Source organism: Chitinophaga flava (assembly GCF_003308995.1).
GTDB classification, from domain to species: domain Bacteria; phylum Bacteroidota; class Bacteroidia; order Chitinophagales; family Chitinophagaceae; genus Chitinophaga; species Chitinophaga flava.
Genome location: NZ_QFFJ01000002.1, coordinates 673,523 through 699,185 on the forward strand (window position 1 = coordinate 673,523; position 25,663 = coordinate 699,185).

A 25,663-nucleotide genomic window follows, 5' to 3' on the forward strand; every position below is an offset into this window, starting at 1 on the left:
CGCACGACCTGCTTCATACAAAAAATCCCTAAGCTCTTAAAGTTGGCAAAAATACGCTTCGGTTCAAATATAATGAACTGTTTTTACAGTGTAAGAACGCCGGGAGGTAGGGAAAGATTGCCCTGTAGTCCGCCAGTATGTATTAATAAAATTTTGCTTTTGTCCGGAAAGTAGCCCTGATGGATTAATTCATGGAAAGCCTTGATAAGTTTGCCGGTATAAATAATATCAGTGGGAATACCGGTTTCTTGGTAAAAAGTATTGATAAAATCTATAAGTTCCGGTTTTACTTTAGCATAGCCTCCTCCATGGAAGTCATGTAACAGTTGCCACTGGTGGGGCTTGCCCGGATGTAGCAAGGCTCTTACTTCTTCTTCGAGATAAGCAGCGCCTTTTAATACTGGTATGCCAAGGATAGTCTGATGAGGTGCGGCACTATTGATAAGGCCGGCGAGGGTAGTTCCGGTGCCGGTGGCGCATAACACATGCGTGAAATGGTGGGTGGGGAAGAGGGAGAGTATCTCTTCGCAGCCTCTGGCGCCGGCCGCATTATGTCCCCCTTCCGGGATGACATAGGTATCCGGTGCTGCGTTGTATTGCTGGCGGCTGTTGCGATAATCTTCCCTGCTGATAAACTCCAGCAGCATCCCCTTGTCCATGGCCTGTTGCAGTGTATGGCCATATACAGGAGGGCGTTCACCCCGGATCACGCCGGTACACGTTAAGCCGGCCAGCTGGCAGGCTGCTGCAGTAGCAGCAATATGGTTGGAATACGCACCCCCAAAAGTCAGGATATGTTTTTTTCCCTGCTCCTTTGCCGCCTCCAGATTGTATTTGAGCTTGAACCACTTATTGCCGGAAATTTCAGGGTCCAGTTTATCCAGCCGCAGCATAGCCGCTTCCATCTGAGATGGCAGCCAGGAGAGTGTTAAAGTATCCAGCGTAATATGATCCGTAGGCAGCATAAGCCGCAAAGTTAAGCAGGATAAAATAAATCAGCCCGGCGCTAAAGCATCTGATTTCCCAGGGCTGAAGCCCTGGGCTATAATTGATTGCTGTGTTAAAATAGGCTGCAATACCGCCTGATGGATCCTTGCCGCTTTCATGCTCCAAAAAACAGATCCACAAAAAGCAGGTCCATAATACGATTCTCCGGCTAAAAAACCGGCCCCAATTTCTGCTAGCCCCCGATCTTCACTCATCAAAATTAGCCCAGGGCTTTAGCCCTGGGACTTGTTAAAATTCGCTTCAATCTTGCTAATTATCATCAGCTTAATCGGCTCATATTGTGCGTTATTTGCGGTTTATTCGTTTGTCAGAAATCCGCCTTTGCCGCGATAGAGTTTAACGGTTTTATCCAGTTTTACTTTCAATACGGTTACGTATTTATCCTGTACGTTTTCGGGTACATCGATGTAAACGAGGCCTGGTACGGGGCTCCAGGAAATTTTGCCAACAACTTTATGAGTCAGTGGTGTTCCGTTGCCTACTACGCTGATGGATTCAATTTTATTGCTCAACCCTTTGATCGCAACCTGGCCGCTGGTTTTACCGGGCAGGAAGAGGTAAAGGGTGGTGGAGTCTTTGGAGAGGGTGGTAGGGCCATAGAAGTGGCCTTGTGGTAAACCGGCGATGGTGTTGAAGATGGCTTCACCATTCTTTTGGTTCCAGGCGCCGAGTTCTTTGAGCATATGTACTTCTTCTGCGGGGATGGAGCCATCGGCTTTGGGGCCTATGTCGAGCAGGAGGTTACCACCGTTGCTGACAGCGTCCACGAAGATGGTGATGATTTCAAAAGGTGTTTTCCAGTTGGTATCTTGTGGTTGCCAGCCCCAGTTGTTATTGATGGTCATGCACAGTTCCCACCAGTGATAGTGAGGACGGGTAACCGGAAAGTTTTGTTCAGGAGTATCGTAATCGCCATAACCCTGGAGACGGCCGTTGATAATGGTGTTAGGGTTGTGGGTGGTGAGCATTTTGCGCATTTTGGCAGCTTCCCATTCGTCGGCGGAGTGTTCCCAGTCGCCGTCAAACCACCAGAGGTCTGGATTAAATTTGGTCATGACTTCTTCCATCTGTCCTTCGTAGAACTTGAGGAAACGCTGCCACCTGGCGGGTTGGGCTTTGATGTCGTAGCGGTTACTGTCTTTCAGAAACTGTGGATAGTCGGGATAACTCCAATCTATCAACGAAAAATAGGCACCACATTTGATACTGTCGCGCCGCAATGCCGCATAGAAGGGGGTGAGCACGTCTTTTTTAGCGGGTGTACTGTTGACAACATCCAGTTTACTGTATTTACTGTCCCACAGGGCTACGCCATCGTGGTGTTTGGTGGTCATAACTGCATATCGCGCGCCGGATTCTTTGATAAGATCAGCCCAGGCTTGCGGGTCGTAATTACTGGCAGTAAAGCCTTTCAGCTGCTGCATGTAATCGGGATAGGAGATTTTTTTGTTGTGGAAAGACCAGGATTCGTCGACTCCTTTTACAGAATAGATGCCCCAGTGAATGAAGATGCCGAGTTTGGCGTCGGCAAACCACTGCATTTTTTCTTTAATGTCTTCCGGTTTGGTCTGCTGCTGAGCATTGGCAGTTGTAAAAAGCTGCATGGCACAGGCTCCCAGCACAAGTAATCTTTTCATCGTTCCGATTAAATTAGTTCTTAAAATATGTGTTGTCCACAAAAAGAAAGCGTGAAAATAGGTTTAATGATTATATTTAGCGCCGATATTTTCAGGTAAATCATTGAAAATTATAAAATAATATCAGAAAAATGCAACCGACTTTATTGATTTTAGCGGCCGGTATGGCCAGTCGATACGGCAGTTTAAAGCAAATCCAGTCTTTTGGGCCAAGCGGTGAGACTATCATTGACTACTCTATTTATGATGCTATCCGTGCAGGATTTGGCAAGATCGTATTTATTATCCGTGAGAACTTTGCTGAAGAGTTCAAGGAAATCTTTGAGCCCAAGCTGAAAGGCCGTGTAGCGACTGATTATGTATTTCAGGATATGGATTCCTTTACTGGTGATTACCAGATCCCGGCTGACAGGACTAAACCCTGGGGTACTGCACATGCGATCCTTTGTGCTAAAAACGCCATCAATGAACCATTTGCAGTGATCAACGCAGATGACTTCTATGGAGCGGATGCTTTTGTGAAAATGGCTGCTTTCCTGAATGGTGAAACCAAAGCTGATATCTACAGTGTTGTAGGTTATGAGCTGGGTAAAACAGTGAGCGAGCACGGTTCTGTGTCCCGTGGTGTTTGTGCTGTGAATGGTACTGGTTTCCTGTCTGCTATCAACGAGAGAACAAAAATTTATACTGACAATGGTCAGATCGTTTATGAAGAAGCTGATGGCAGCAAACATCCGCTGTCTGCTGATACACCGGTGTCTATGAACTTCTGGGGTTTCCATCCCAGCGTATTTGACCTGAGCCAGACGCTGTTTAACGAGTTCCTGCAGAAAAGCGGCACCAACCCTAAATCGGAGTTCTTTATTCCGATTGTGGCTGACGAGTTTATCCGCCGGGATATCGGTAAGGTAAAAGTACTGCCTACCACAGCGAAATGGTTTGGTGTTACTTACAAAGAAGATGCACCGGGTGTGCAGGCCAGCTTGTCGGCATTGGTTAAAAATGGAGAATATCCCGACAATTTATGGAAATAATACCCAACAAATTAATCCTTCAGGCTTTCGGACTGGAGCCTGAAGGATTAAACGTCCGAAAGTTCGGATCAGGACACATCAACAACACTTTTCTGCTCGAAAAGAAAGAGGACGGCAGCAAATATGTTTTACAGAAAATCAATGTAAACGTATTTAAGGAACCTGGAGTAATTGCCGCCAACCAAAGAATGGCAGCCGATTATCTCGCAGCACATCATCCGGAGTATCTGTTCATTACGCCCATACCCACTGTTACCGGGGAAGAGCTTTTTGTAATGGACAACGAGTACTGGCGAATGATTCCGTTTATTGCCGGATCCGTGACGGTAGATCAGGCCGACAACCCAAAGCAGGCATTTGAAGCAGCCAGACAATTCGGCCGCCTTGCTAATTACCTTTCGGGCATCGACCTGAAGCCGTTTAAAGCTTCGATTCCAAACTTTCACAATCTTACCTTGCGCTACAGTGCTTTTCAGGAAGCTATCCGCAACGCCAGGGAAGACAGGAAAGCAGCAGCAGAAGAGATGATTGAAGAATTCCTCCGCTACTCCGATATCGCAGTCACGTATGAACAGCTGAAAACAAATCCCGAATTCAGAGACCACCTGATGCACCATGATACCAAAATCAATAATGTGCTGCTCAACAAAGACACATATGAAGGTATCTGCGTCTGCGATCTGGATACACTGATGCCGGGAAAAATCATCTCAGACCTCGGAGACATGGTACGCACTTATGTTTGCCCCGTTTCTGAAGAAGAGCCGGATGTCAGCCAGATCATTATCCGCGAAGAATATTTCGAAGCACTCATGCAGGGATATCTCGGAGAAATAGGCAGCACTTTAACCAAAGTGGAAAAAGAACAACTCTTTTTTGCAGGAAAGTTCATGATCTACATGCAGGGGATACGATTCCTCACCGATTATCTCAACGGCGATGTCTACTACCCGATTAAGTACGACACCCACAACTACGACCGCGCACATAACCAGCTGGTACTGCTGCAGCGGCTCATCGAAAAACAAGAAACATTGCAGGCTATCATCGATAAATGCCTCCTTGTCAGTGAACAGGTTTAGACTAGTGAACAATCAAATGAAATCATTCTGAAATCCCGATGCGCTCCTGCATCGGGATTTTTTTTACACCTTCCACCACCTCTCCCTGCTTTATGCTCTCACCAGACCTTTAGTATTTGGTGACCGGTTTTGGTCGTTTGTTAGAAATGAATTAATAATCGACTTCTTTTTTTGAATATTTTCAAAAACACATAAAGGGATTAATTTTTGACGAAAAATTTTATGCTTTGTTGTTTTTTATTTTTTTCACGAATACATTTGTACTGATACAATAACAATCACCTCCTATGTGGGAAAATAAAGACAACATAAAACTTAATCACATCGTACCTCAGCTCAACTGGGCTATCACGAAGGTCGTGATTATCGTCGTTGTCATTATTAGCCACCATTATGGAGGATAGGTCCACGTGTATAATCAAAACGATATAACGCCTTCCTCCGCAACGAGGAAGGCTTTTTTTTTGACTACTATTTTGACGCTAATAATTCAATTTTATGTATAGCTATTACAACAACGACACCATTCTCTATCTCAACGGCGAGTATCTGAAAGCAACTGCGGCCACCACTGATCTGTTCGGCCAATCATTACACTACGGTTACGCCGTATTCGAAGGAATCCGCGCTTATAAAACAGCAAACGGACAAGTGAAGGTCTTCAAGGCCAAAGAACACTTTGATCGTTTGAAGCGTTCCTGCGAATTGATCCACATCCCCTACGACTTCAACAACGACGAGCTGATCGCCGCATGCTACAAAGTGCTGGAGATGAACAATATGGAAGAAGCCTACATCAGACCGCTGGTATTCTGTCCACCCAACATGACCCTGAAAGCAGCGAGTGAATCCAACATCCTCATCTGCGCCTGGGAATGGGGTGCTTACCTCGGTGAAAAACTGCTGCGCATCATGACTTCCTCCTTCGAGCGACCGAATCCTAAAGCATTCAAGATAGAATCCAAATCGGCCGGCCTGTATGTAAACTCGATACTGGCATCACAGGAAGCCAAACAAAAAGGATACGATGAAGCACTGTTAATGGACATGAATGGTTATGTGGCAGAAGGTCCGGGCGCCAACATCTTCTTCGAAAAAGACGGCAAACTCTTCACTCCTCCAGCCGGTAATATTCTTGCAGGCATCACTCGCGCCACTGTTATCGAACTTTGCCAGGAACTGCAAATCCCTCTCGAAGAAAAACTCTTTACCATCGATGAATTAAAACAAGCCGACGCTGCTTTCTTCTGCGGTACTGCTGCAGAAGTGGTAGGCCTCGAATCCATCGACGGACAGCCTTTCGCCAAAACATGGGCCTCTTCTCTCGGAAAAGTATTACAACAAGCCTACAAAGCAAGAGTGCTCGAAAAATCCTTTCAACGCGAAGCACAATTAGCATAGCCTTTAGCTGTTAGTATTTTAGCTGTCAGTGCTAAATGCTGACAGCTAAAAGCTAAAAGCTCCCTTGGACTCTGTAAAACGAAAAATGCAGAATCCTCTGTAGTAAAGGGTTTGAAAGACCTTGGGGCAGATTTGAAGACCGGTTTATTAAAAATTCTTGGTTTGAATTTGCCAGCCTCACCGGGTAATTTGTGACGGATTTTAAAATAGGATTACTATCAACCGTAATCCGGGAAACATCAACTGCAATGGAATTAAATAAATACAGCAAAACGATTACACAGGACCCTACGCAGCCAGCTGCGCAGGCGCAACTATACGGTATCGGCCTTACAGAAGAAGACCTGAAAAAAGCCCAGGTAGGTATTGCCAGCATGGGTTATGATGGTAACACCTGTAACATGCACCTCAATGACCTCGCACAGGATGTGAAAAAAGGCGTCTGGGCCAATGATCTGGTCGGACTCACTTTCCACACCATCGGCGTCAGTGACGGTATGAGCAATGGTACGCCTGGTATGCGTTACTCCCTGGTAAGCCGCGATCTGATTGCAGATTCCATTGAAACTGTTTGTGGTGCTCAATACTATGATGCACTCATCACCGTACCTGGCTGCGATAAAAACATGCCCGGTTCACTGATGGCTATGGGGCGCCTCAATCGCCCGTCCATCATGGTTTACGGCGGTACCATCGCACCCGGTAAATACAAAGGCCAGGACCTCAACATCATCTCTGCTTTCGAAGCACTCGGTCAGAAAATGGCCGGTACACTGGACGAAGGTGATTTCAAAGGTATCGTAATGAATTCCTGCCCCGGCGCCGGCGCCTGCGGTGGAATGTACACTGCCAATACCATGTCTTCCGCTATCGAAGCATTGGGTATGAGCCTGCCTTACAGCTCATCCAGCCCCGCCCTGAGCAAGGAAAAAAAGGAAGAATGTGCCAACGCCGGCAAATACATCCGCCTGCTCCTGGAAAAAGATATCAAACCCAGAGATATCATGACGAAAGAGGCATTTGAAAATGCACTCACCGTGATCATGGCACTGGGTGGTAGTACCAACGCAGTACTGCACTTCATCGCTATCGCAAAATCAGTAGGCGTGTCCGTTACACTGGAAGATTTTCAGCGTTCCAGCGACAAAACCCCGCTGATAGCCGATCTTAAACCCAGCGGTAAATACCTGATGGAAGACCTGCACAATATCGGCGGTGTTCCGTTAGTGATGAAATACCTGCTGAAACAAGGCCGCCTGCATGGTCATTGCATGACCGTGACTGGCAAAACCATCGCTGAAAATCTGGAGTCTGTTCCGGATATCGATTTCGGCACACAGGATATTATCGTTCCCGTGGAGAAGGCGCTGAAAGCCAACGGCCATATCCAGATATTATATGGCAACCTCGCCGAACAAGGCTCTGTTGCTAAAATCACCGGTAAGGAAGGCGAACAGTTCAAAGGACCTGCCCGCGTATTTGACGGTGAATTTGAACTCATCGCTGGTATTCAATCCGGCAGAGTGAAAAAAGGCGATGTAGTGGTAATCCGCCAGGTAGGCCCTAAAGGAGCACCTGGTATGCCGGAAATGCTGAAACCTACCAGTGCCATCATGGGCGTAGGACTGGGTAAAAATGTGGCGCTGATTACTGACGGCCGTTTCTCCGGTGGTACGCATGGTTTCGTGGTAGGACATATCACACCGGAAGCTTTCGAAGGTGGTAACATCGCCCTCGTACAAGACGACGACATTATCGAAATAGATGCAGTGAACAATACAATCAATATGGAAGTTAGCGCGGAAGAACTGGCTGCCCGCAGGGCCCGGTGGACCGCTCCGGCATTGAAGGTATCCAATGGAATCTTATTTAAGTACGCAAAACTTGTTAAAAATGCAACAGAAGGATGTGTTACCGATGAAGGCTGAGGAAGCTGATAAACGGTTGGCCGCTAAACCTGTTATCTCCGGCGCAGAAGCCGTAATCCGTTCCCTCATCGCTGAAGGAGTAGATACCATCTTCGGATACCCCGGCGGTGCCATCATGCCAATCTATGATGCACTGTATGATTTCCAGGACCAGGTCCATCATATACTGGTGAGGCATGAACAGGGTGCTACACACGCGGCCCAGGGTTATGCCCGCAGCTCCGGCAGAACAGGAGTGGCCTTCGCCACTTCCGGTCCGGGCGCCACCAACCTGGTCACCGGGCTGGCAGATGCTTATATGGATAGTACACCGATGGTGTGCATCACCGGTCAGGTAGGTGCAGCCCTGCTGGGTACAGACGCTTTCCAGGAAACAGACGTGATTGGTATCACCATGCCTATCACCAAATGGAATATTCAGGTGACCCGCCAGGAAGATATTCCGGGCGCTATCGCCAAAGCTTTTTATATCGCCCGCAGCGGCCGCCCAGGCCCTGTACTGGTGGATATCACTAAAAATGCACAGTTCGGCGAATTCGAATATGAATATATACCGTGTACGGCTATACGTAGTTATCAACCGGTACCGCAACTGAATCTGGATGCTGTAACAGCTGCTGCTGCACTGATCAACGAAGCGAAAAAACCTTTCCTGCTCGTAGGCCATGGCGTACTGTTGTCAGGCGCTGAAAAAGCCCTGATAGCACTGGCAGAAAAAGCACAGATACCGATGGCTTCTACATTGCTGGGTCTCTCTGCTGTTCCGGTAGACCACCCGCTGTATGTAGGTATGCTGGGCATGCACGGCAACTACGGCCCCAATGTGCTCACTGGCGAATGTGATGCCCTCATCGCCGTCGGCATGCGCTTCGATGACCGTGTAACCGGCGACGTGGAAACCTATGCCAACAAAGCAAAAGTTATTCACATCGAAATAGACGCTGCCGAGATCAACAAAATCATCAAGGCTGATGTGGCCGTGTATGCAGATGCTAAAACAGCCCTGGAAGCGCTGCTGGAAGAAGTAAACCCTGCCAGCCATGAACAATGGATCGCAGAATTCCAGGCTGCACATCAGAAAGAATACGATAAAGTACAACACCGCGAACTGTATCCGGAAGCAGGTGAACTGAAAATGGCGGAGGTAATACGGCTCATCTCCGAAAAAACAAAAGGAGAAGCAGTCTTGGTTACAGACGTTGGTCAGCATCAGATGGTAGCTTCCCGTTACTATCGTTTCAAAAACCCGAACACCAACATCACCTCCGGTGGTATGGGTACGATGGGCTTCTCCCTGCCGGCGGCCATGGGCGCTAAAATGGGTACACCCGAAAAAGAAGTGGTAGCCATTATCGGTGATGGTTGTTTCCAGATGACCTTACAGGAACTGGGTACTATCTATCAGTCCAAAATAGGTGTGAAAATCGTGATCCTGAACAACAACTTCCTTGGCATGGTTCGCCAGTGGCAGCAACTGTTCTTCGACAAACGTTATTCCTCTACCGAAATGGTCAACCCGGATTTCGTTCAGATCGCCAAAGGATTTTATATTCCTGGCAAAAAAATTACCGCGCGCGAAGATATTTCAGCAGCTATCGATGAAATGCTGGCCCACGACGGCGCTTACCTGCTGGAAGTTGTGGTGGAAAAAGAAGACAACGTATTCCCTATGGTACCGGCTGGTGCCCCTGTTGCCAATATCCGACTGGAGTAGTACCATCAGATTATAACAGACAAGCAATTAATTTTTTTATAAGACATGCCTCTCCCTTTTGGCCCGCTGCAAGCAGGATTCGAGGGAGGGGACGCCCAAGCTGTTTTTATGCAAAAAGAATATACAGTTACGGTTTATACGGAAGACCGTATAGGTATTACCAACCGTATCACCATAATCTTTACCCGCAGAGGGATCAATATCACCAGTCTTACCACTGCTGAAACCGAGATCCCTGGCGTGTATAAGTTCATTATAACGGTGATGTCTACACGTGAAAAACTGGATAAGGTGGTTGGTCAGATTGAAAGACTGATTGAAATTCACCGTGCCTTTGTACACGAGGAAGAGGAAGTGGTGTACCAGGAACTGGCATTGTATAAAATTTCTACACGGTCACTGGATACCGGTGATATCGAAAGACTGATCCGTGAAAATCAGGCACGTATCCTGACTATCACGGCAGACTATTTCGTGATCGAGAAAACCGGCCACCAGCAGGAGCTGACAGACTTCATCAAAAAGCTGGAACCCTATGGTCTGATCGAATATTCCAAAAGCGGAAGAGTAGCGATCGTCAAATGGAGCCGCCGCTTCCACGAACATCTGAAAGAACTGCAGGCAGTACCGGAATCATAACCAGCTGCTGCAAACATTAATAAGCCTTTATTCATTTACTTAAAATTTACAGCTAATAGCTAATGGCTAGTAGCTAAAAGCTAAAAACACAAAACATGGCAACCATCAATTTTGGAGGTGTACTCGAAGAAGTAGTAACCAGGGAAGAATTTCCAATGGAAAAAGCAAGGGAAGTCCTGAAAAACGAAGTGATCGCAGTTATCGGCTATGGTGTACAAGGCCCCGGCCAGGCACTGAACCTGAAAGATAACGGCTTCAATGTTATCGTTGGTCAGCGTAAAAATTCCAAAACCTGGGATAAAGCGGTAGCTGATGGCTGGGTTCCGGGCGAAACTTTATTCGATATCGAAGAAGCTGCTGCTAAAGGTACTATCATTCAGTTCCTGTTGTCTGATGCAGGTCAGATCACCCTGTGGCCTACACTGAAACAACACCTGGCTCCTGGTAAAGCGCTGTACTTCTCCCATGGATTTGGTATTACCTATAAAGAGCAGACTGGTATTATTCCTCCTGCTGATGTAGACGTAATCCTGGTGGCTCCCAAAGGTTCCGGTACTTCTCTGCGCCGCCTGTTCCTGGCTGGTCAGGGTCTGAACTCCAGCTTCGCTATCTTCCAGGATGCTACCGGCCGTGCTAAAGAACGCGCAGTAGCACTGGGTATCGGCGTAGGCTCCGGTTACCTGTTCGAAACAGATTTCAAAAAAGAAGTATTCTCCGACCTCACCGGCGAACGTGGTTCACTGATGGGCTGTATCCAGGGTATCTTCGCTGCTCAATACGAAACACTGCGCAGAAATGGTCACTCCCCTTCTGAAGCATTCAACGAAACAGTAGAAGAGCTGACTCAGTCTCTGATGCCACTCGTTGCTGAAAACGGTATGGACTGGATGTACGCTAACTGCTCCACTACTGCACAACGTGGTGCACTCGACTGGTGGAAGAAATTTAAAGATGCTACCCAGCCTGTATTTGACGAGCTGTATGCCAGCGTTGCCGCTGGTAAAGAAGCTGCCCGTTCTATCGCTTCCAACAGTACTCCTGACTATCGCGAGAAACTGAACGAAGAACTGAAAGAACTGCGCGAAAGCGAAATGTGGCAGGCTGGTGCAGCTGTTCGCAAGCTCAGACCTAATGCATAATATTTTATGATTTGGTTATTTGATTATTGAACAAATAATCAAATAACCAAATCTCCCAAATGAATTAATATGTCCTCTAATCTAATAGCTGGTGTTAACCCGCTCAATATCCTCGATGCATCGGTGAAATTGAAGCCTGTGGTTAATCGCACTCCGTTGACTTATAGCGCTACGCTTTCCCGCCGCTATAACTGTGATGTATATCTGAAAAGAGAGGATATGCAGATTGTACGCTCTTATAAACTGCGCGGAGCCTACAACCTGATCAGCAGTCTGCCTGCCGATCTGCTGGCAAAAGGCGTAACCTGCGCCAGCGCCGGAAATCACGCACAGGGCTTTGCCTATGCCTGCAAAGCCTTAAATATCAAAGGCGTGGTTTTTATGCCCATCATCACACCAAAACAAAAAGTAAATCAGGTGAATATGTTCGGCGGTGACAATATCGAAATACGCCTCATCGGCGATACCTTCGATGATTGTTCTGCTGAAGCCCAGGCTTTCACTGCAGCCAGCGGCATGACTTTCATCCCTCCCTTCGACAACGCTAAAATCATCGAAGGCCAGGGGACCGTAGCCGTAGAAATTCTGGAAGATCAAACCAATATCGACTATCTCTTTGTACCCGTAGGCGGTGGCGGACTGGCCGCAGGCGTAGGCACCTACTTCAGGACCTATAGCCCCAAAACCCGCATCATCGGCGTAGAGCCCGAAGGGGCTGCTTCCATGCAACGTGCCCTCGAAAATGGCGGCCCTGTTACCCTCGAAGAAATTGAACGTTTCGTTGATGGCGCAGCTGTAAAAAGAGTAGGTGCCCTCAACTACGAGATCTGCCGGGAAGTGCTGGACCAGATGCACCCCGTGCCGGAAGGCATGGTATGCTCTACCATCCTGAAATTATACAATGAAGACGCCATCGTGGTAGAACCCGCCGGCGCCCTCTCTATCACTGCCCTCCAGGATTTTGCAGCAGAAATCAAAGGAAAGAAAGTAGTCTGCATCATCAGCGGCAGCAACAACGATATCGACCGTATGCAGGAAATAAAAGAACGTTCCCTGCTCTACGAAGGACTCAAGCATTACTTTATTGTACGTTTTGCACAACGTCCCGGCGCACTCAGAGAATTCCTCAACCATATTCTCGGGCCCAACGATGATATCACCCGCTTCGAATTTATTCAGAAACATAATAAGGAAACAGGCCCTGCACTCGTAGGTATAGAACTGAAGTGCAGAGAGGATTATGATACTCTCATCGCCAATTTCCGGAAATATAATTTTCAGTTCACCGAACTGAATAAAGACGATAACCTGTTTGGTTATCTGGTTTAACGTTTGACAAATAGTTGTTTTAAGAGTAATACAAGCCTGATCATTTTTATGAGCGGGCTTTTTTATTGGTTAACCACCGCGTGCAATGTGGCCAGATATTCCTCCTTTAAATAGGGATGCAACTCTTCATCCTCCAATCGGAACTGATTTTTTTGATGATAGCCTGTTTTATCTCCAGTGGTACCATGTCAGATCGCTCCTGCTGCCGTTTTACAGTGTCATAAAAAACAACAAAAGATTTTTTCTTTGGTGCGATGTCCGGAACAGACAGCAGATACTCCCATTTTTTGCTCCACGACTGATACTGTGGGAAAACAGGCATATGCAGGGCAGCATAAAAGTCCGCTTTTTTATTACCAGTAGCAGTTACCAGAAAATCTCTGGCTTAATTGCTTTCTCTGTTTAAGCTGCTCTTGAATATTTTCAATCTGCTTGTTGTCAGTTTTCATGTTTTTATTTACCGCAATGGGTGAGCTAGTAAAAAAACTCGCCACTATCGCCATATTCCTGGCGTATGAAATGTTCTATATCTGTATAAGTATATTGTTTCTGTGTTTTCGCTGTCTGCATGATCAGTTGATATTTAACATCAAAACGCTGGTCATAACCGGTAGGAATCTGTGGTTCAACGGCCATAGGGGTGTCAAAAAGCGGGTGGCTGATAACCGGTACATCCAAGCCTAGTTTTCGGCGCACCTTAAACAGATTGATAAACTCCATCGGAATTAATCCGGGGCCCAGAAACTCCTCGTATTCCCATTTTTCTCCACGCTGTATACCTACGCTGTTCAGATGATGATCACACAATTCATTCCAGTAGGAGGTTGGAAGGTTGCTATAGTCATCCCAATGATCAATCAGGTTTTGATAGATGCCATACCCTTTCCCGAAGGCAAGCACTCTTTCTTTAACAGGGTTGTGTCCCAGCCATTTTTCCACCAGGAAATGCAGCAGTTGGGTACTGGGATAAACCTTTTGTGTTTTATGTTCCTTGCTGGTTTTGTACTCATCCATGTTGAGATAGTCCACAGATTTTCCGATCAATATTTCCAGCAGGTTGTTTCTTTCCGTGTATAGCGCATATTGAAACTCATCGCGGATATGATCAATATATTCGTCAGCCATTTGGGACATAGTAAAGAAAAGGGCGGTCCGCTCCATGTACTTCCAGCAAATGGGATTACCCTGAAAGAGCAGCTTTTTTGCAGCAATATGATGGGAGTCATTTGACATGACATTGGTTAGTACACTAATAAACAGGCGGAAGTCGTACTTATTTTTTTTAAAGTTTTTGAAGGAAAATATATAACCTTCCATAAAGTCCCTGTTGGCTTGGTCAAGGTCAAAAGGCTGATTATATCCGTAATGGTCAATAATTTTCTGAATCACTTTGTTGTATACATGCATTATAGGAACTATTTACATTTTATTCTGATGGAACGCTGGTCTACATTAATTTGTACCAATTTGTTTTCAAGTGTGCCTGCCAGTCTTGCTTGAGCGATTGCCATCATCAAGCGGTTCTGATAGGCTGGCATGCCTCCCCAGTGGCCATTGCTGTTCCTGGTTATTTTGCGGATATTGTTGTTGGTCCAGGTGGACATATTGCTTTTGCTCCTCCAGTAGCTTTGACTGCTTTTTACCTCTATCACATTGATATTACCATTGGGCCCTTTGGTGACAAGATCAAAGCCATGTCCCGAAATGTTCTGGACTGACCCCAGGATGGTATGGCCCTGTTGGGCCAGGTATCTGGCCGCAACTTTTTCACCCCATGCACCCAGTACTCCATTGAGTCCGAATGGATCAATCCATAAGTTAGGGTCTCTAATATAAGCATAAAAATTAAGCTCTTCAGAAGCCAGCCCTATAGGGTCCTGGCTGATGTATATACCTGTTTCGGCATCATAATAGCGGAAACGGTTATATGCTAGCCCTGTTTCCGGGTCTTCATATTGTCCTGGATACCGGAAGGGAATGAAATTCTTTTCTCCATGTACTAAATTTATTTTGCCGTAAATATCCAGATTAGCGGCCCATACTTTATTTCCTGCTTCATTATAGGCTTCGCAGGGAGTTCCCAGGTAATCTGTGATAATCGAATAGCGCTGATCACCGGTGATCCTGGCAGAGAGTCTGAAATTGCCATCCTCAAATACCCACGTGGTAAGGCTGTTCGGAGGTACCGGCTCTATATGGCTCCATCCCATTTCACCGTATTCATTGATCGTTATCTGCGGCCGTTCTGCTTCCGGATAGGTCCATTCATGAAGTGGTACATCAGCATCCCATACAAACCGGGTAATATGGCCTCTCATTGTTTTTTCCGTCCTTCGGCCGAGCGCATCATAGCGGAAGGAGACGATGGAGTTGTCCGGACGGGTTACAGCTTTTAAAAGGCCGTTGGCATACCAGCTATATTCCCATGTGGCGGGAAAAGTGTCAGTGGTCACCATTTTACGGATAAGGTTACCTTCATCGTCATACACATAGCGGGCCTGGTCTGTTTCCGCAAGCCGGCCACCCTGGTTATACTTTCTATCCTGACGGGCAGGCGATTGGAAGAGGTTACCGGTACGATCGGGGTTACGGTGACTGGTTGGACCGTTTTCATACTGTGCCCAGGATAGCTGGTCCTGTATATTGTAACCAAACTTTGTTAATCCCCCGTTGAGGATATTCAGTATCTGTTTCAACCGGTTCTGGCTGTCCCACAGATACTGTTGGTTGCGGCTTATCTTACCATTAACGGATATTTTATGTTCGGATGGCATTCCATTGCCACTACGATATTGCCAATAGCTACAGATATTACCCGGAAGATGACGTGTAGTTTCCAGCCCCAGCAAATTTCGCTGTATGCGCATAGTCCAGTAGTCTTCCTGGTGGCTGGTACGAGCGGAGATACCAGTTAGGTCGCCGGTATGGCTCCAGTCAAAACATATGTCAGCACCCAGGCTACTGGTGATGGATGTTCGCTGGCCTGCGGAATTGAAGTTACTGCTAACACGGTACCCATCCTGCCATTCCTCCATCACCCGTCCTAGTTTATCGCGTAGGAACTGAACAGTAGCATGCTGGTTGATGGCTTCTGTCAGGTTCCCATTGCGGTCGTAACTAAATACCTCCCAGCTGCCATCGTATTGCTCTACGCGGATAATTTTTCCGTTATTATCATATTCCAGCCGCGTCCATTTGTTACCTGGCCGGAGTATCCGGATGATTTTTCCGGAACTGTCTCTTTCATAATACCTGACAAGACCATCAAAACCGCTATCGCTGGTGATGTTGCCATTGGCGTCCCGAATGATACGGTATGTTTCACCCCGTTCATTCACTACGCTGGTGAGCTCTTCTTCCCGATCGTAGAGGAAATGAATACTGCTACCGTCTTCTTCCCGTTGTTGTATATTTCCCATAGGAGTATAGGAAAAGCGTATCTGGCGATCTTTATCCTTTATAGAGATTACATCTTCATAAGCGTTGTATTGCAGTTGAATGTGATTGCCTTCTGTTAGCCACACATCAGTAACTCTGCTCAACGGATCATAACGGAGCTGTTGTTGTTCTTTTATTGGATTAACTGTTTCCACGCACCTGCCCCAGATGTCATAAACCCAGGAGGTCATGCTTTCATCTGGCATACGGATACTGCTAAGATTAAAATCTTCATCATAGCTCAGGACAGTAACTTGTTCTTCTTCTGTTTCGATTTTATGCAGCAGCTGCAGTTCGTCATACCGGTAGATACTGATGCGTCCATCGGCTTCTGTGATAGTATGTACCTGACCATTATTTTCGTAATACGTATAGGTACGTCCGTTCCCGGTACCATCTTCTTCCAGTACCGGTCTGCCGGCTTCATCAAACAGATTTGTACGTGTAGTCCCATCCGGCAATACCACACTGGTCTTGTTCCCCAACTCATCATACGTATACCCGGTAACGTTACCTTCCGGGTCTATCACCCGGTACAACTCCATATCTTCCGTATATTCCAGGAAAGTGGAATTACCCAGTGCGTCTGTTATCTGCGATACCACAAAATCCGGTGTATAGTGGTAGGTGGTAGTACCTTTGGTATTGGTGATACGATTAAAACCCTCTGCCGGCTGATATTCCAGCCATCCTTCCAGTAGTCCGTCATCACCGGTGGTATGGATGCATCTTCCTTTCTTATCATATTCCCAGTAGAAGGAATTACCATTGCGGTCTGTTTTCTTTACCATCAGATGGTCCTGGTACTGGATATAGGTGGTCTGACCAAGCGGGTCTATGAGTTCACAAAGGTCGCCGGCCTCATTATAAGCATACCGTACCAGTTCTCTTTTCTCTCCTTTGTGGTGAGCCGTAACACAGGTGATGCGGCCGGAACCATCATTGTCGATAGCCAGGTATCTGCCGGCGCTGTCAATAACCCGCAGCAGGTGCCCGGCACTGTTGTAATGAAAGCTGATCATAAATCCTCTTTCATCTGTGATGCTGATCAGGCGGTATTGCTTGTCTGCAGGATGTAGCTTACGGAAAGTACTGGTTTGCCTGTTTTCATAACTGAAAAGCGTGTATTCTTCTATGTTAGCTCTGGTAAGTAATAACTGTTCATGTCTGTTATATTCACTGTTGCCGGAGTACGGCAATGCATCAAATACTGCGCTGCGGCCATCTCCCAGCAGTACCACTGTAGCATCTTCTTCAGGAAATTCCTGTATACGAAGATCATAACTCAGATGAGTGCCATGTCCCAGCAGCCCTTCAAAAGGACTGTCACTGTTCCAGGACCGTTCCCATTTCAGTGGAATAGGACCAGGCAATTCAAAGTCGCAACCATCATAAATAACAATGCCTTGTACCAGGTCTACTGGTTCAAAACCTTTCTTGCAGAGCGCTTTGCTGAGTTTATTGCTGCCGATCTTATTTTTCAGGGCATGATTGAATTTTGTAAGAGCCTTCTTGCCAGCTTTTCCCAGTCCCTTCATCAGTGCACCGAAGCCATATGACATCAGCAGGTTTAGTAACACACCTGCCCAGTCCGGAACGTAAGGGCCCCCAACCATCACAGGCTTTCCGAAAGAAAGCGGTATGGAATAGGAAGTAGGCAGATACAGGCTGGGAATAGGAATGAATTTTTTACCGGGAGAAAGCGACAAAGGCATGCCGATATCATTGCAGGTCATCAGCATATGTCCGGAAGGGCTCATGAGGTTACCCTCCACTTTTACTTTTTTACTGCCGTAGAAATTCACTGAATCATGTCCTATCATCGGGGCCATCAGGAAAGGGCCTCCCATGGGGATATGGACCAGAAATACCAGCTTTCCGCTGGTATCACTTTTGCCGCGGGGCACATGGTTTATTTTAGTGCTGGCGCCAATGAAAGGCACATAATCCATCGGATCTATCACCAGTCCGATGTAGGGGTGAGGCAGCGGAACAGGAAAACCCAGCAGGATGACAATATGGATGTCGAGTCCAATCACCGGGGTAAAGTGTTTATTACTGACAAGCATGTTGAGATGGTTTACATGCCATGGGGCAAGGGTCTAATAATAAAGAAACGGTAGAATAAATATAAGAAATGCCCGGCGCTTAAAAAATTAAAACCAATGATTTTTCATGAACTCAAAAATGTGGAAAAACAAAAGGAGGCAGGCTATTCACCTGCCTCCGTATAGGCGCTGTAGTATTTTGAAGATTATTTTTTCAGACTCGCGATATCGATCACAAACCGGTATTTCACATCTCCTTTCAGCATTCTCTCGTAAGCTTCATTAATATCTTTGATATCAATCACTTCCACATCACTGGTGATATTATGTTCCGCACAATAGTCCAGCATCTCCTGTGTTTCGCGGATACCACCAATCAGAGATCCTGCAATACTACGGCGGCCCATGATCAGGTGGAAAGCCGGTACGGCAGAAGGTTCTGGCGGCACGCCCAGGCAGATCATCACGCCGTTCAGGGTCAGCAGGTTGAGGAAGGGGCTGTAATCATGCGGCGCAGACACAGTGTTGATGATGAAATCAAATGTGTTGCGCAGCTGTTTCATCTGTTCTTTATCCTTTATCAGGGCAAAGTGATGAGCGCCCAGTCTTTTGGCATCTGCTTCCTTGGAGGGAGAGGTGCTCAGCATAGTAACTTCGGCGCCGAGGGAAGCGGCCAGTTTTACAGCCATATGTCCCAATCCGCCAAGGCCCAGTACAGCTACTTTATGGCCTGGGCCTACTTTCCAGTGACGCAGTGGAGAATACGTGGTGATACCCGCGCAGAGGAGGGGAGCTACTCCTTCCAGTGGCAATTTATCAGAAACTTTCAGGGTATATTTTTCATCTACTACGATCTCGGTGGAATATCCGCCGTAGGTAGGTGTCTGACGGTCCATCTCGGTACCATTATAAGTGCTGGCGTTACCCTTGTGGCAATACTGTTCCTCACCAGCTACGCAGGGGTCGCATTCCCGGCAGGAATCCACAAAACAACCGATACCGGCCAGGTCCCCTACTTTAAACCGTGTCACGTGTTCGCCTGTTTTTACGATCCTTCCTACGATCTCATGGCCGGGTACCATCGGATAGATGGAGCCGCCCCATTCATCTTTTACCTGATGTATATCTGAATGACAAACGCCACAATACAGGATCTCGATTTGTACATCATGCGGACCTACTGCTCTTCTTTGGAAATTCCAGGGTCCCAGCGGGGTGGTAGCACTCTGTGCCGCGTAAGCTTTGGTTTCAATCATGGTCAAATTGATTTTTGTGTTTCTAAGCTACTGCTTTTTAAGGAGGATTATGATGATTGATTAACTTAGTAGTATGTTAAGTTATTGGGAAAAGCAAAGTCTGCTTCAATACGACTACATCATCGCCGGAAGCGGTGTTGTCGGGCTGTCGGCCGCTATCAGCCTGAAAGAGCGTCAGCCCGCGGCCCGTGTGCTGGTACTGGAGCGGGAGGTGCTGCCTACCGGCGCCAGTACTAAAAATGCAGGTTTCGCCTGTATCGGCAGCCTCACGGAAATACTGGCCGATCTGCAAGCGATGCCGCCGGAGACGGTGCTTAATCTGGTAGCTATGCGCCTGGCGGGTCTGCGGCTGTTACGCCACCGCCTGGGTGATGAACGTATCGGCTACCGGGAAAACGGCAGTTATGAGTTGATAGGCACCAGGGAAGAATGGGCACTGGGCCAGCTGGAGGTGGTCAACCAACTGCTGGCTGGTATACTGGATGAGGCCCCCGCTTTTTCTCCTGCCAATGAAAAGATCAGCGGCTTCGGCTTTGCCACCGGCCATGTAAAAGCCATGGTCCGCAACAACTACGAGGGAGAAATCCACACCGGTAGCATGATGCGGGCGCTGATAGACAAAACTATCGCCATGGGCGTGGAGATAAAGACCGGCTGCCGGATTGAACGCATGGAAGATCTGCATACAGGCGTCAACGTGATAGTGACCAACCATACCCTGAAAGAAGATATTATCTTTCAGGCCCATAAGTTACTGGTATGCACCAACGCTTTTACCGGACAGCTGCTGCCGCAGCTGGAGGTAACACCCGGAAGAGGGCAGGTGCTCATCACCGAACCCGTACCCGGACTACCTTTCAAAGGAATTTTCCACCTGGAGGAAGGGTATTTTTATTTCAGGGAGCTGGATGGACGGGTATTACTGGGCGGTGGCCGCCAGCTGGACTTCTCCGGGGAAACATCCACCGATTTCAGGTTCAACGACCGCATTCAGCACGAACTGGAAGAAATGCTCCGCCATATTATCCTGCCGGGACGGCCTTTTATCATCGCCGACCGCTGGACCGGCATCATGGCCTTCGGCAATACCAAACAACCTATCGTCCGCGCCTATACGGACAATATCATCCTCGGCGTCCGCATGGGCGGCATGGGCGTGGCTATTGGCTCCATTATCGGGGATAAAATTGCCACCATGGCCCTCGAACAAAAATAAAAACCCTTTGCCCCCCGTTTTTTTGTTAATGGACTTTGATAGGAAATTTAAATGTATAGATTTGATTTTCGGGAACCGCGGTAAATGGCTGCGGTTTTTAGTTTTAGCATTTTTATAGTGTCATAAGCGTAATAAATACATTTATTTCACTATATTGATCCGCTAAATTTATTTAAAACCACGTTTGAACGTTTATGCAACCAAACTTACTTCACTACGTTGATTACCTGGTATTCCTGGTATATTTTGTAATAGTGGCCGGCTACGGGTATTATATCTATCAAAAGAAAAAGAAGGCAACAACAGATTCCAAAGACTTTTTCCTGGCTGAAGGCTCGCTCACCTGGTGGGCTATCGGTGCTTCGCTGATCGCTTCCAACATCTCGGCAGAACAGTTCATCGGTATGTCCGGTTCCGGTTTTTCTATGGGTCTGGCTATCTCCACCTATGAATGGATGGCTGCTGCCACGCTCATTGTGGTGGCGGTGTTTTTCCTGCCCATCTACCTGAAAAACAAGATCTATACCATGCCTCAGTTTTTGGAGCGCAGGTATAATCAAACAGTAAGTACTATCATGGCAGTGTTCTGGTTGCTCCTCTATGTGGTGGTGAACCTGACTTCTATCCTGTACCTGGGTGCGCTGGCTATCAACAAAATTTCAGGCATCAACTTCTACGCCTGTATGGTGGCATTGTCCTTCTTTGCAGTGCTGATTACACTGGGTGGTATGAAGGTGATTGGTTATACAGACGTTATTCAGGTGTTTTTCCTCATTCTGGGCGGTCTGGCCACTACTTATCTGGCACTGGACCTGGTGGCACAGCATTTCGGCCAGAGCGGTGTGCTCAAAGGTTTCAGTCTCCTGCATCAGCATGCCGATGATCATTTCCACATGATCTTTAAGAAAGACCAGCCACATTATCTCGACCTACCGGGACTCAGTATACTCGTTGGCGGTATGTGGATCGTCAACCTGAACTACTGGGGCTGTAACCAATACATTACACAACGCGCACTGGGCGCCGATCTCAAGACTGCCCGCAGTGGTCTGCTGTTTGCCGGTTTCCTGAAACTGCTGATGCCCGTGATCGTGGTATTACCGGGTATTGCTGCTTATGTGCTGTACCAACAGGGATTGTATCATGGTGAAATGCTGAAGGATGGCTCCCTGAATCCGGACAATGCTTACCCTGTATTGCTCAACCTCCTGCCCATGGGCCTGAAAGGTCTGGCTTTTGCTGCCCTGACCGCCGCTGTGGTGGCCTCTCTCGCAGGTAAAGCCAACAGTATTTCCACCATTTTTTCATTGGATATTTATAAGAAGATATACAACAAAGACGCTGACGAAAAGAAAATCGTAAGTGTAGGGCGTACAACTGTTATCATCGCTATGGTAATCGCTATCGTATTGTCCAACTTCCTGGGTATCGATAAAAAAGGCGGTTTCCAGTTCATTCAGGAATATACCGGTTTCGTATCTCCTGGTGTTTTCGCCATGTTTGTGATGGGTTTCTTCTGGAAACGCACAACTTCCAATGCGGCCCTGTTTGCGATGATAGCTGGCCTGGTGATGTCTTTTGTGTTGAAATTCCTGCCGATGTGGGTAAACCTGGAGCCACTGTATCAGTTTGGCTGGGCTGCCCCCAATGCGGCCGGTGTATATGAAATGGCCTTCATCGACCGTATGGGCGTAGTGTTTGTTATTTGTGTGGTAGGTATGATCATCATCTCCCTGGCTGATCCTTCCAGCAAAAACAATCCAAAAGGACTGGCAATAGACGGCAGCATGTTTAAAACAGCGATGCCCTTTACCATTGGTGCATTGTTTATTATAGGTATCCTGATTGCCTTGTATACCGTATACTGGTAATCGCAAATCCCGTAGTTCCCATGTATTTCATCGGTTATGATATTGGTTCCTCTTCTATAAAAGCAGCTTTATTGGACGCCGATAGTGGCAGATGCCTGGCATCTGCCACCAGCCCTTCCAGGGAAATGCCCATACAGGTGCTGCATCCGCAGTGGGCAGAGCAGGACCCTGACAGCTGGTGGCTGGAAGTTATACATGCCACACAGCTGTTACAACGCCAGTATACATTTGATCCGGCCATGGTAAAAGGAATAGGCATCGCCTACCAGATGCATGGCCTGGTTTGTGTAGACAAAGACCTGCAGGTGCTACGCCCGGCCATCATCTGGTGCGACAGCCGCGCCGTAGATATCGGCAACAGCGCTTTCACCGCATTGGGCAAAGAGTATTGTCTCTCGCATCTGCTCAACTCCCCCGGCAATTTTACCGCTTCCAAACTGCGCTGGATACACGAAAAAGAGCCTCATATCTATGAACGGATACATAAAATAATGCTGCCCGGCGATTTTATCGCCATGAAGCTTACCGGAGAAGCCTGTACCACCGTGTCGGGCCTCTCCGAAGGCACTTTCTGGGATTTTCCGGGCAATACCGTCAATACCAGGCTGCTCGAATATTACGGCATAGACAGGCAACTGCTCTCCGATCTTGTACCCACCTTCGGAATACAGGGAGAACTGACTACCGCCGCCGCCACAGTCCTGCAGCTGAAGGCTGGTACTCCGGTCACCTACCGCGCCGGAGACCAGCCCAACAATGCCTTTGCGCTCAACGTGCTCCAGCCCGGCGAAGCCGCCACCACGGCCGGTACCTCCGGTGTGGTATACGCTGTGCATGATAAACATACCTTCGACCCTAAAAGCAGGGTCAACACTTTTGTACACGTGAACAACGATGTACACCATACCAGAGACGGCGTACTCATGTGCCTCAACGGTACCGGTATTGCCAACAGCTGGCTGCGCAACATGATCGGAGAGATCAGTTATCCCGATATGAATACCATCGCCCTTCAGGCGCCGGTAGGATCAGATGGACTGCTGGTATTCCCTTTTGGAAACGGCGCAGAAAGGATTCTGGGGAATAAAAGTACAGGCGCTACCGTTAGCCATCTCGATTTCAACCGGCATAGCCAGGCGCATATGATGAGAGCCGTACAGGAAGGGATCGTATTCGGACTGAACTATGGCCTGGATATTATGACTGAAATGGATCTCACTATCCATCGGGTAAGAGCCGGCAACGCTAATATGTTTCTCAGCCCGCTGTTCCGCGAGGCGTTTGCTAATACGGCCAATGTGGTCATCGAACTGTATGATACAGACGGAGCACAGGGTGCTGCCCGCGGTGCCGCCGTTGGAGCGGGTTATGTGCCCCTCAAAGAAGCACACCGGGGCATGCGCTGCCTGGCGGTAATAGAACCAGATGACCAGCTGCTGTCACAGTACCGTGATGCATATGGTCACTGGCTGGCAGGACTGCGGGCACTCATGTGTAACGGTGATCTGTGAACGATATTTTAAAATCCACTTTTATGAGCATTACACTTGGAAACCACGAGTATTTTAAAAACATCGGGAAAATAAGTTACGAAGGGCTGCAGTCAGACAATCCGCTGGCTTATCGCTGGTACGACGAAAACCGCCTCATAGCAGGTAAAACCATGAAGGAACTGTTCCGCTTCGCGGTATCCTACTGGCATACCTTCTGTGGCACCGGCGGCGATCCTTTCGGACCCGGCACCAAACACTTCCCCTGGCTGGTATCGCAGGACCCTGTGCAGAGCGCCTTTGATAAAATGGATGCTGCTTTTGAATTCATCACCAAAATGGGCCTGCCTTATTATTGTTTCCATGATATAGACCTCGTGGATGAAGGCGCTACCATCGCTGAATATGAAAGCAGAATGCAGCAGATCGTTGACTACGCCAAACAAAAACAGGATGTCAGCGGTGTGAAACTCCTTTGGGGTACCGCTAATGTGTTTAGCCATCCCCGTTATATGAACGGCGCAGCTACCAACCCCGATTTCGCCGCACTGGCCCATGCCGGCACGCAGGTGAAAAACGCGCTGGATGCTACCATCGCTCTGGGCGGTGAAAACTACGTGTTCTGGGGGGGTAGAGAAGGATATATGACCCTGCTCAATACCAATATGAAACGCGAACAGGAACACCTGGCCCGCTTCCTCTCCATGGCCCGTGACTACGCCCGTAAACAAGGCTTCAAAGGAACGTTCTTCATTGAACCCAAACCTTGTGAGCCTACCAAACACCAATACGACTACGACAGCGCCACAGTGATCGGCTTCCTCCGCCACTATGGACTTGACAAAGACTTCAAGCTGAATATTGAAGTTAATCACGCTACACTGGCGGGTCATACCTTCCAACATGAACTGCAGGTGGCTGCCGATGCCGGCATGTTAGGCAGCATCGATGCCAACCGTGGCGATTACCAGAACGGTTGGGATACCGACCAGTTCCCCATCAACCTCAATGAGCTGGTGGAAAGCATGCTTGTTATCCTCGAGGCTGGCGGATTTGCCGGCGGTGGTGTTAACTTTGATGCCAAAACACGCCGCAACTCCACCGATCTGGAAGATATCTTCCATGCACATATCGGTGGTATCGATACTTTTGCCAGAGCGGCGATCATCGCAGAAAAGGTACTGACGCAAACAGCCTATAAAAAATTCCGTGCCGACCGTTACGCTTCCTTCGATTCCGGCAAAGGAAAAGCTTTTGAAGAAGGCCAGCTGACACTGGAAGATCTTCGCAGCTTCGCTATCTCCAACGGAGAGCCGGCACAGACCAGCGGTAAACAGGAATGGCTGGAGAATATTATCAACGGATGTATATAATCTCATAAAGCCCCGGCACAGCAATAGAACGCAGCTACGGGGCTTTACAAGGAAACCTTA

The 25,663-nt window shown here is 47.7% G+C and carries 17 protein-coding genes; 12 read left to right on the plus strand and 5 right to left on the minus strand.

Annotation, left to right across the window (positions count from 1 at the left end; translation table 11 throughout):
• Positions 1–83 precede the first annotated feature (83 nt).
• Together DF182_RS19105 and DF182_RS19115 are read right to left on the minus strand one after the other, a co-directional pair.
• Positions 84–965 (minus strand): 1-aminocyclopropane-1-carboxylate deaminase/D-cysteine desulfhydrase, encoded by an 882-nt coding sequence (locus DF182_RS19105; protein ID WP_113617426.1) that lies wholly within the window; start codon positions 963–965, stop codon positions 84–86.
• Positions 966–1,304: 339 nt separating this feature from the next.
• Positions 1,305–2,645 (minus strand): alpha-L-fucosidase, encoded by a 1,341-nt coding sequence (locus DF182_RS19115; RefSeq protein WP_113617428.1) that lies wholly within the window; start codon positions 2,643–2,645, stop codon positions 1,305–1,307.
• Positions 2,646–2,776: 131 nt separating this feature from the next.
• On the opposite strand from DF182_RS19115, the gene DF182_RS19120 reads away from it, so the two are divergent.
• The 8 genes from DF182_RS19120 (at position 2,777) to ilvA (ending at position 12,911) form a co-directional block, all read left to right on the plus strand.
• Positions 2,777–3,679 (plus strand): nucleotidyltransferase family protein, encoded by a 903-nt coding sequence (locus tag DF182_RS19120; protein WP_113617429.1) that lies wholly within the window; start codon positions 2,777–2,779, stop codon positions 3,677–3,679.
• Positions 3,670–4,761, plus strand: a complete 1,092-nt coding sequence (locus DF182_RS19125) for a phosphotransferase enzyme family protein (protein WP_113617430.1) — start codon at positions 3,670–3,672, stop codon at positions 4,759–4,761. The genes DF182_RS19120 and DF182_RS19125 overlap by 10 nt, the downstream gene beginning before the upstream one ends.
• 498 nt (positions 4,762–5,259) lie before the next feature.
• Positions 5,260–6,162: a branched-chain amino acid transaminase gene (locus tag DF182_RS19130; RefSeq protein ID WP_113617431.1), complete on the plus strand. Its 903-nt coding sequence runs from the start codon at positions 5,260–5,262 to the stop codon at positions 6,160–6,162.
• A 248-nt stretch (positions 6,163–6,410) separates the two neighbouring features.
• Complete coding sequence (gene ilvD, locus DF182_RS19135; protein ID WP_113617432.1) at positions 6,411–8,090, plus strand: dihydroxy-acid dehydratase; 1,680 nt, start codon at positions 6,411–6,413, stop codon at positions 8,088–8,090.
• Positions 8,056–9,804 carry a biosynthetic-type acetolactate synthase large subunit gene (ilvB, locus tag DF182_RS19140; protein ID WP_317048428.1) on the plus strand — a complete coding sequence of 583 codons (1,749 nt, stop codon included), beginning with the start codon at positions 8,056–8,058 and terminating at the stop codon, positions 9,802–9,804. The genes ilvD and ilvB overlap by 35 nt, the downstream gene beginning before the upstream one ends.
• A 108-nt stretch (positions 9,805–9,912) precedes the next feature.
• The gene (gene ilvN / locus DF182_RS19145; protein WP_113619639.1) at positions 9,913–10,443 is read left to right on the plus strand and encodes an acetolactate synthase small subunit; all 531 of its coding nucleotides are present in this window, start codon (positions 9,913–9,915) and stop codon (positions 10,441–10,443) included.
• 95 nt (positions 10,444–10,538) lie between these two features.
• Complete coding sequence (ilvC, locus tag DF182_RS19150) at positions 10,539–11,582, plus strand: ketol-acid reductoisomerase (RefSeq protein WP_113617434.1); 1,044 nt, start codon at positions 10,539–10,541, stop codon at positions 11,580–11,582.
• A 69-nt stretch (positions 11,583–11,651) separates the two neighbouring features.
• Positions 11,652–12,911: a threonine ammonia-lyase IlvA gene (gene ilvA / locus DF182_RS19155; protein ID WP_113617435.1), complete on the plus strand. Its 1,260-nt coding sequence runs from the start codon at positions 11,652–11,654 to the stop codon at positions 12,909–12,911.
• Between the two features lie 474 nt (positions 12,912–13,385).
• Here ilvA and DF182_RS19165 read toward each other — a convergent pair whose 3' ends face one another.
• From DF182_RS19165 to DF182_RS19175, 3 genes are all read right to left on the minus strand, one after another.
• The gene (locus DF182_RS19165; protein WP_113617437.1) at positions 13,386–14,318 is read right to left on the minus strand and encodes a hypothetical protein; all 933 of its coding nucleotides are present in this window, start codon (positions 14,316–14,318) and stop codon (positions 13,386–13,388) included.
• Between the two features lie 8 nt (positions 14,319–14,326).
• Entirely contained in the window at positions 14,327–18,418 is a 4,092-nt protein-coding gene (locus DF182_RS19170) for an RHS repeat-associated core domain-containing protein (protein ID WP_113617438.1), read from the minus strand.
• A gap of 185 nt (positions 18,419–18,603) precedes the next feature.
• Entirely contained in the window at positions 18,604–19,653 is a 1,050-nt protein-coding gene (locus tag DF182_RS19175; protein ID WP_113617439.1) for an NAD(P)-dependent alcohol dehydrogenase, read from the minus strand.
• A 73-nt stretch (positions 19,654–19,726) separates the two neighbouring features.
• Between DF182_RS19175 and DF182_RS19180 the strand changes: the two genes are divergently transcribed.
• The 4 genes from DF182_RS19180 to xylA all read left to right on the plus strand — a co-directional run bounded on the left by DF182_RS19180 (position 19,727) and on the right by xylA (position 25,603).
• Positions 19,727–20,869: an NAD(P)/FAD-dependent oxidoreductase gene (locus tag DF182_RS19180; protein ID WP_113617440.1), complete on the plus strand. Its 1,143-nt coding sequence runs from the start codon at positions 19,727–19,729 to the stop codon at positions 20,867–20,869.
• A gap of 194 nt (positions 20,870–21,063) precedes the next feature.
• On the plus strand, positions 21,064–22,740 hold the full coding sequence (locus tag DF182_RS19185; protein WP_113617441.1) for a sodium/sugar symporter: 1,677 nt from the start codon (positions 21,064–21,066) through the stop codon (positions 22,738–22,740).
• A 20-nt stretch (positions 22,741–22,760) separates the two neighbouring features.
• Positions 22,761–24,251, plus strand: a complete 1,491-nt coding sequence (locus DF182_RS19190; RefSeq protein WP_113617442.1) for a xylulokinase — start codon at positions 22,761–22,763, stop codon at positions 24,249–24,251.
• 23 nt (positions 24,252–24,274) lie between these two features.
• On the plus strand, positions 24,275–25,603 hold the full coding sequence (xylA, locus tag DF182_RS19195; RefSeq protein WP_113617443.1) for a xylose isomerase: 1,329 nt from the start codon (positions 24,275–24,277) through the stop codon (positions 25,601–25,603).
• Positions 25,604–25,663 lie beyond the last annotated feature (60 nt).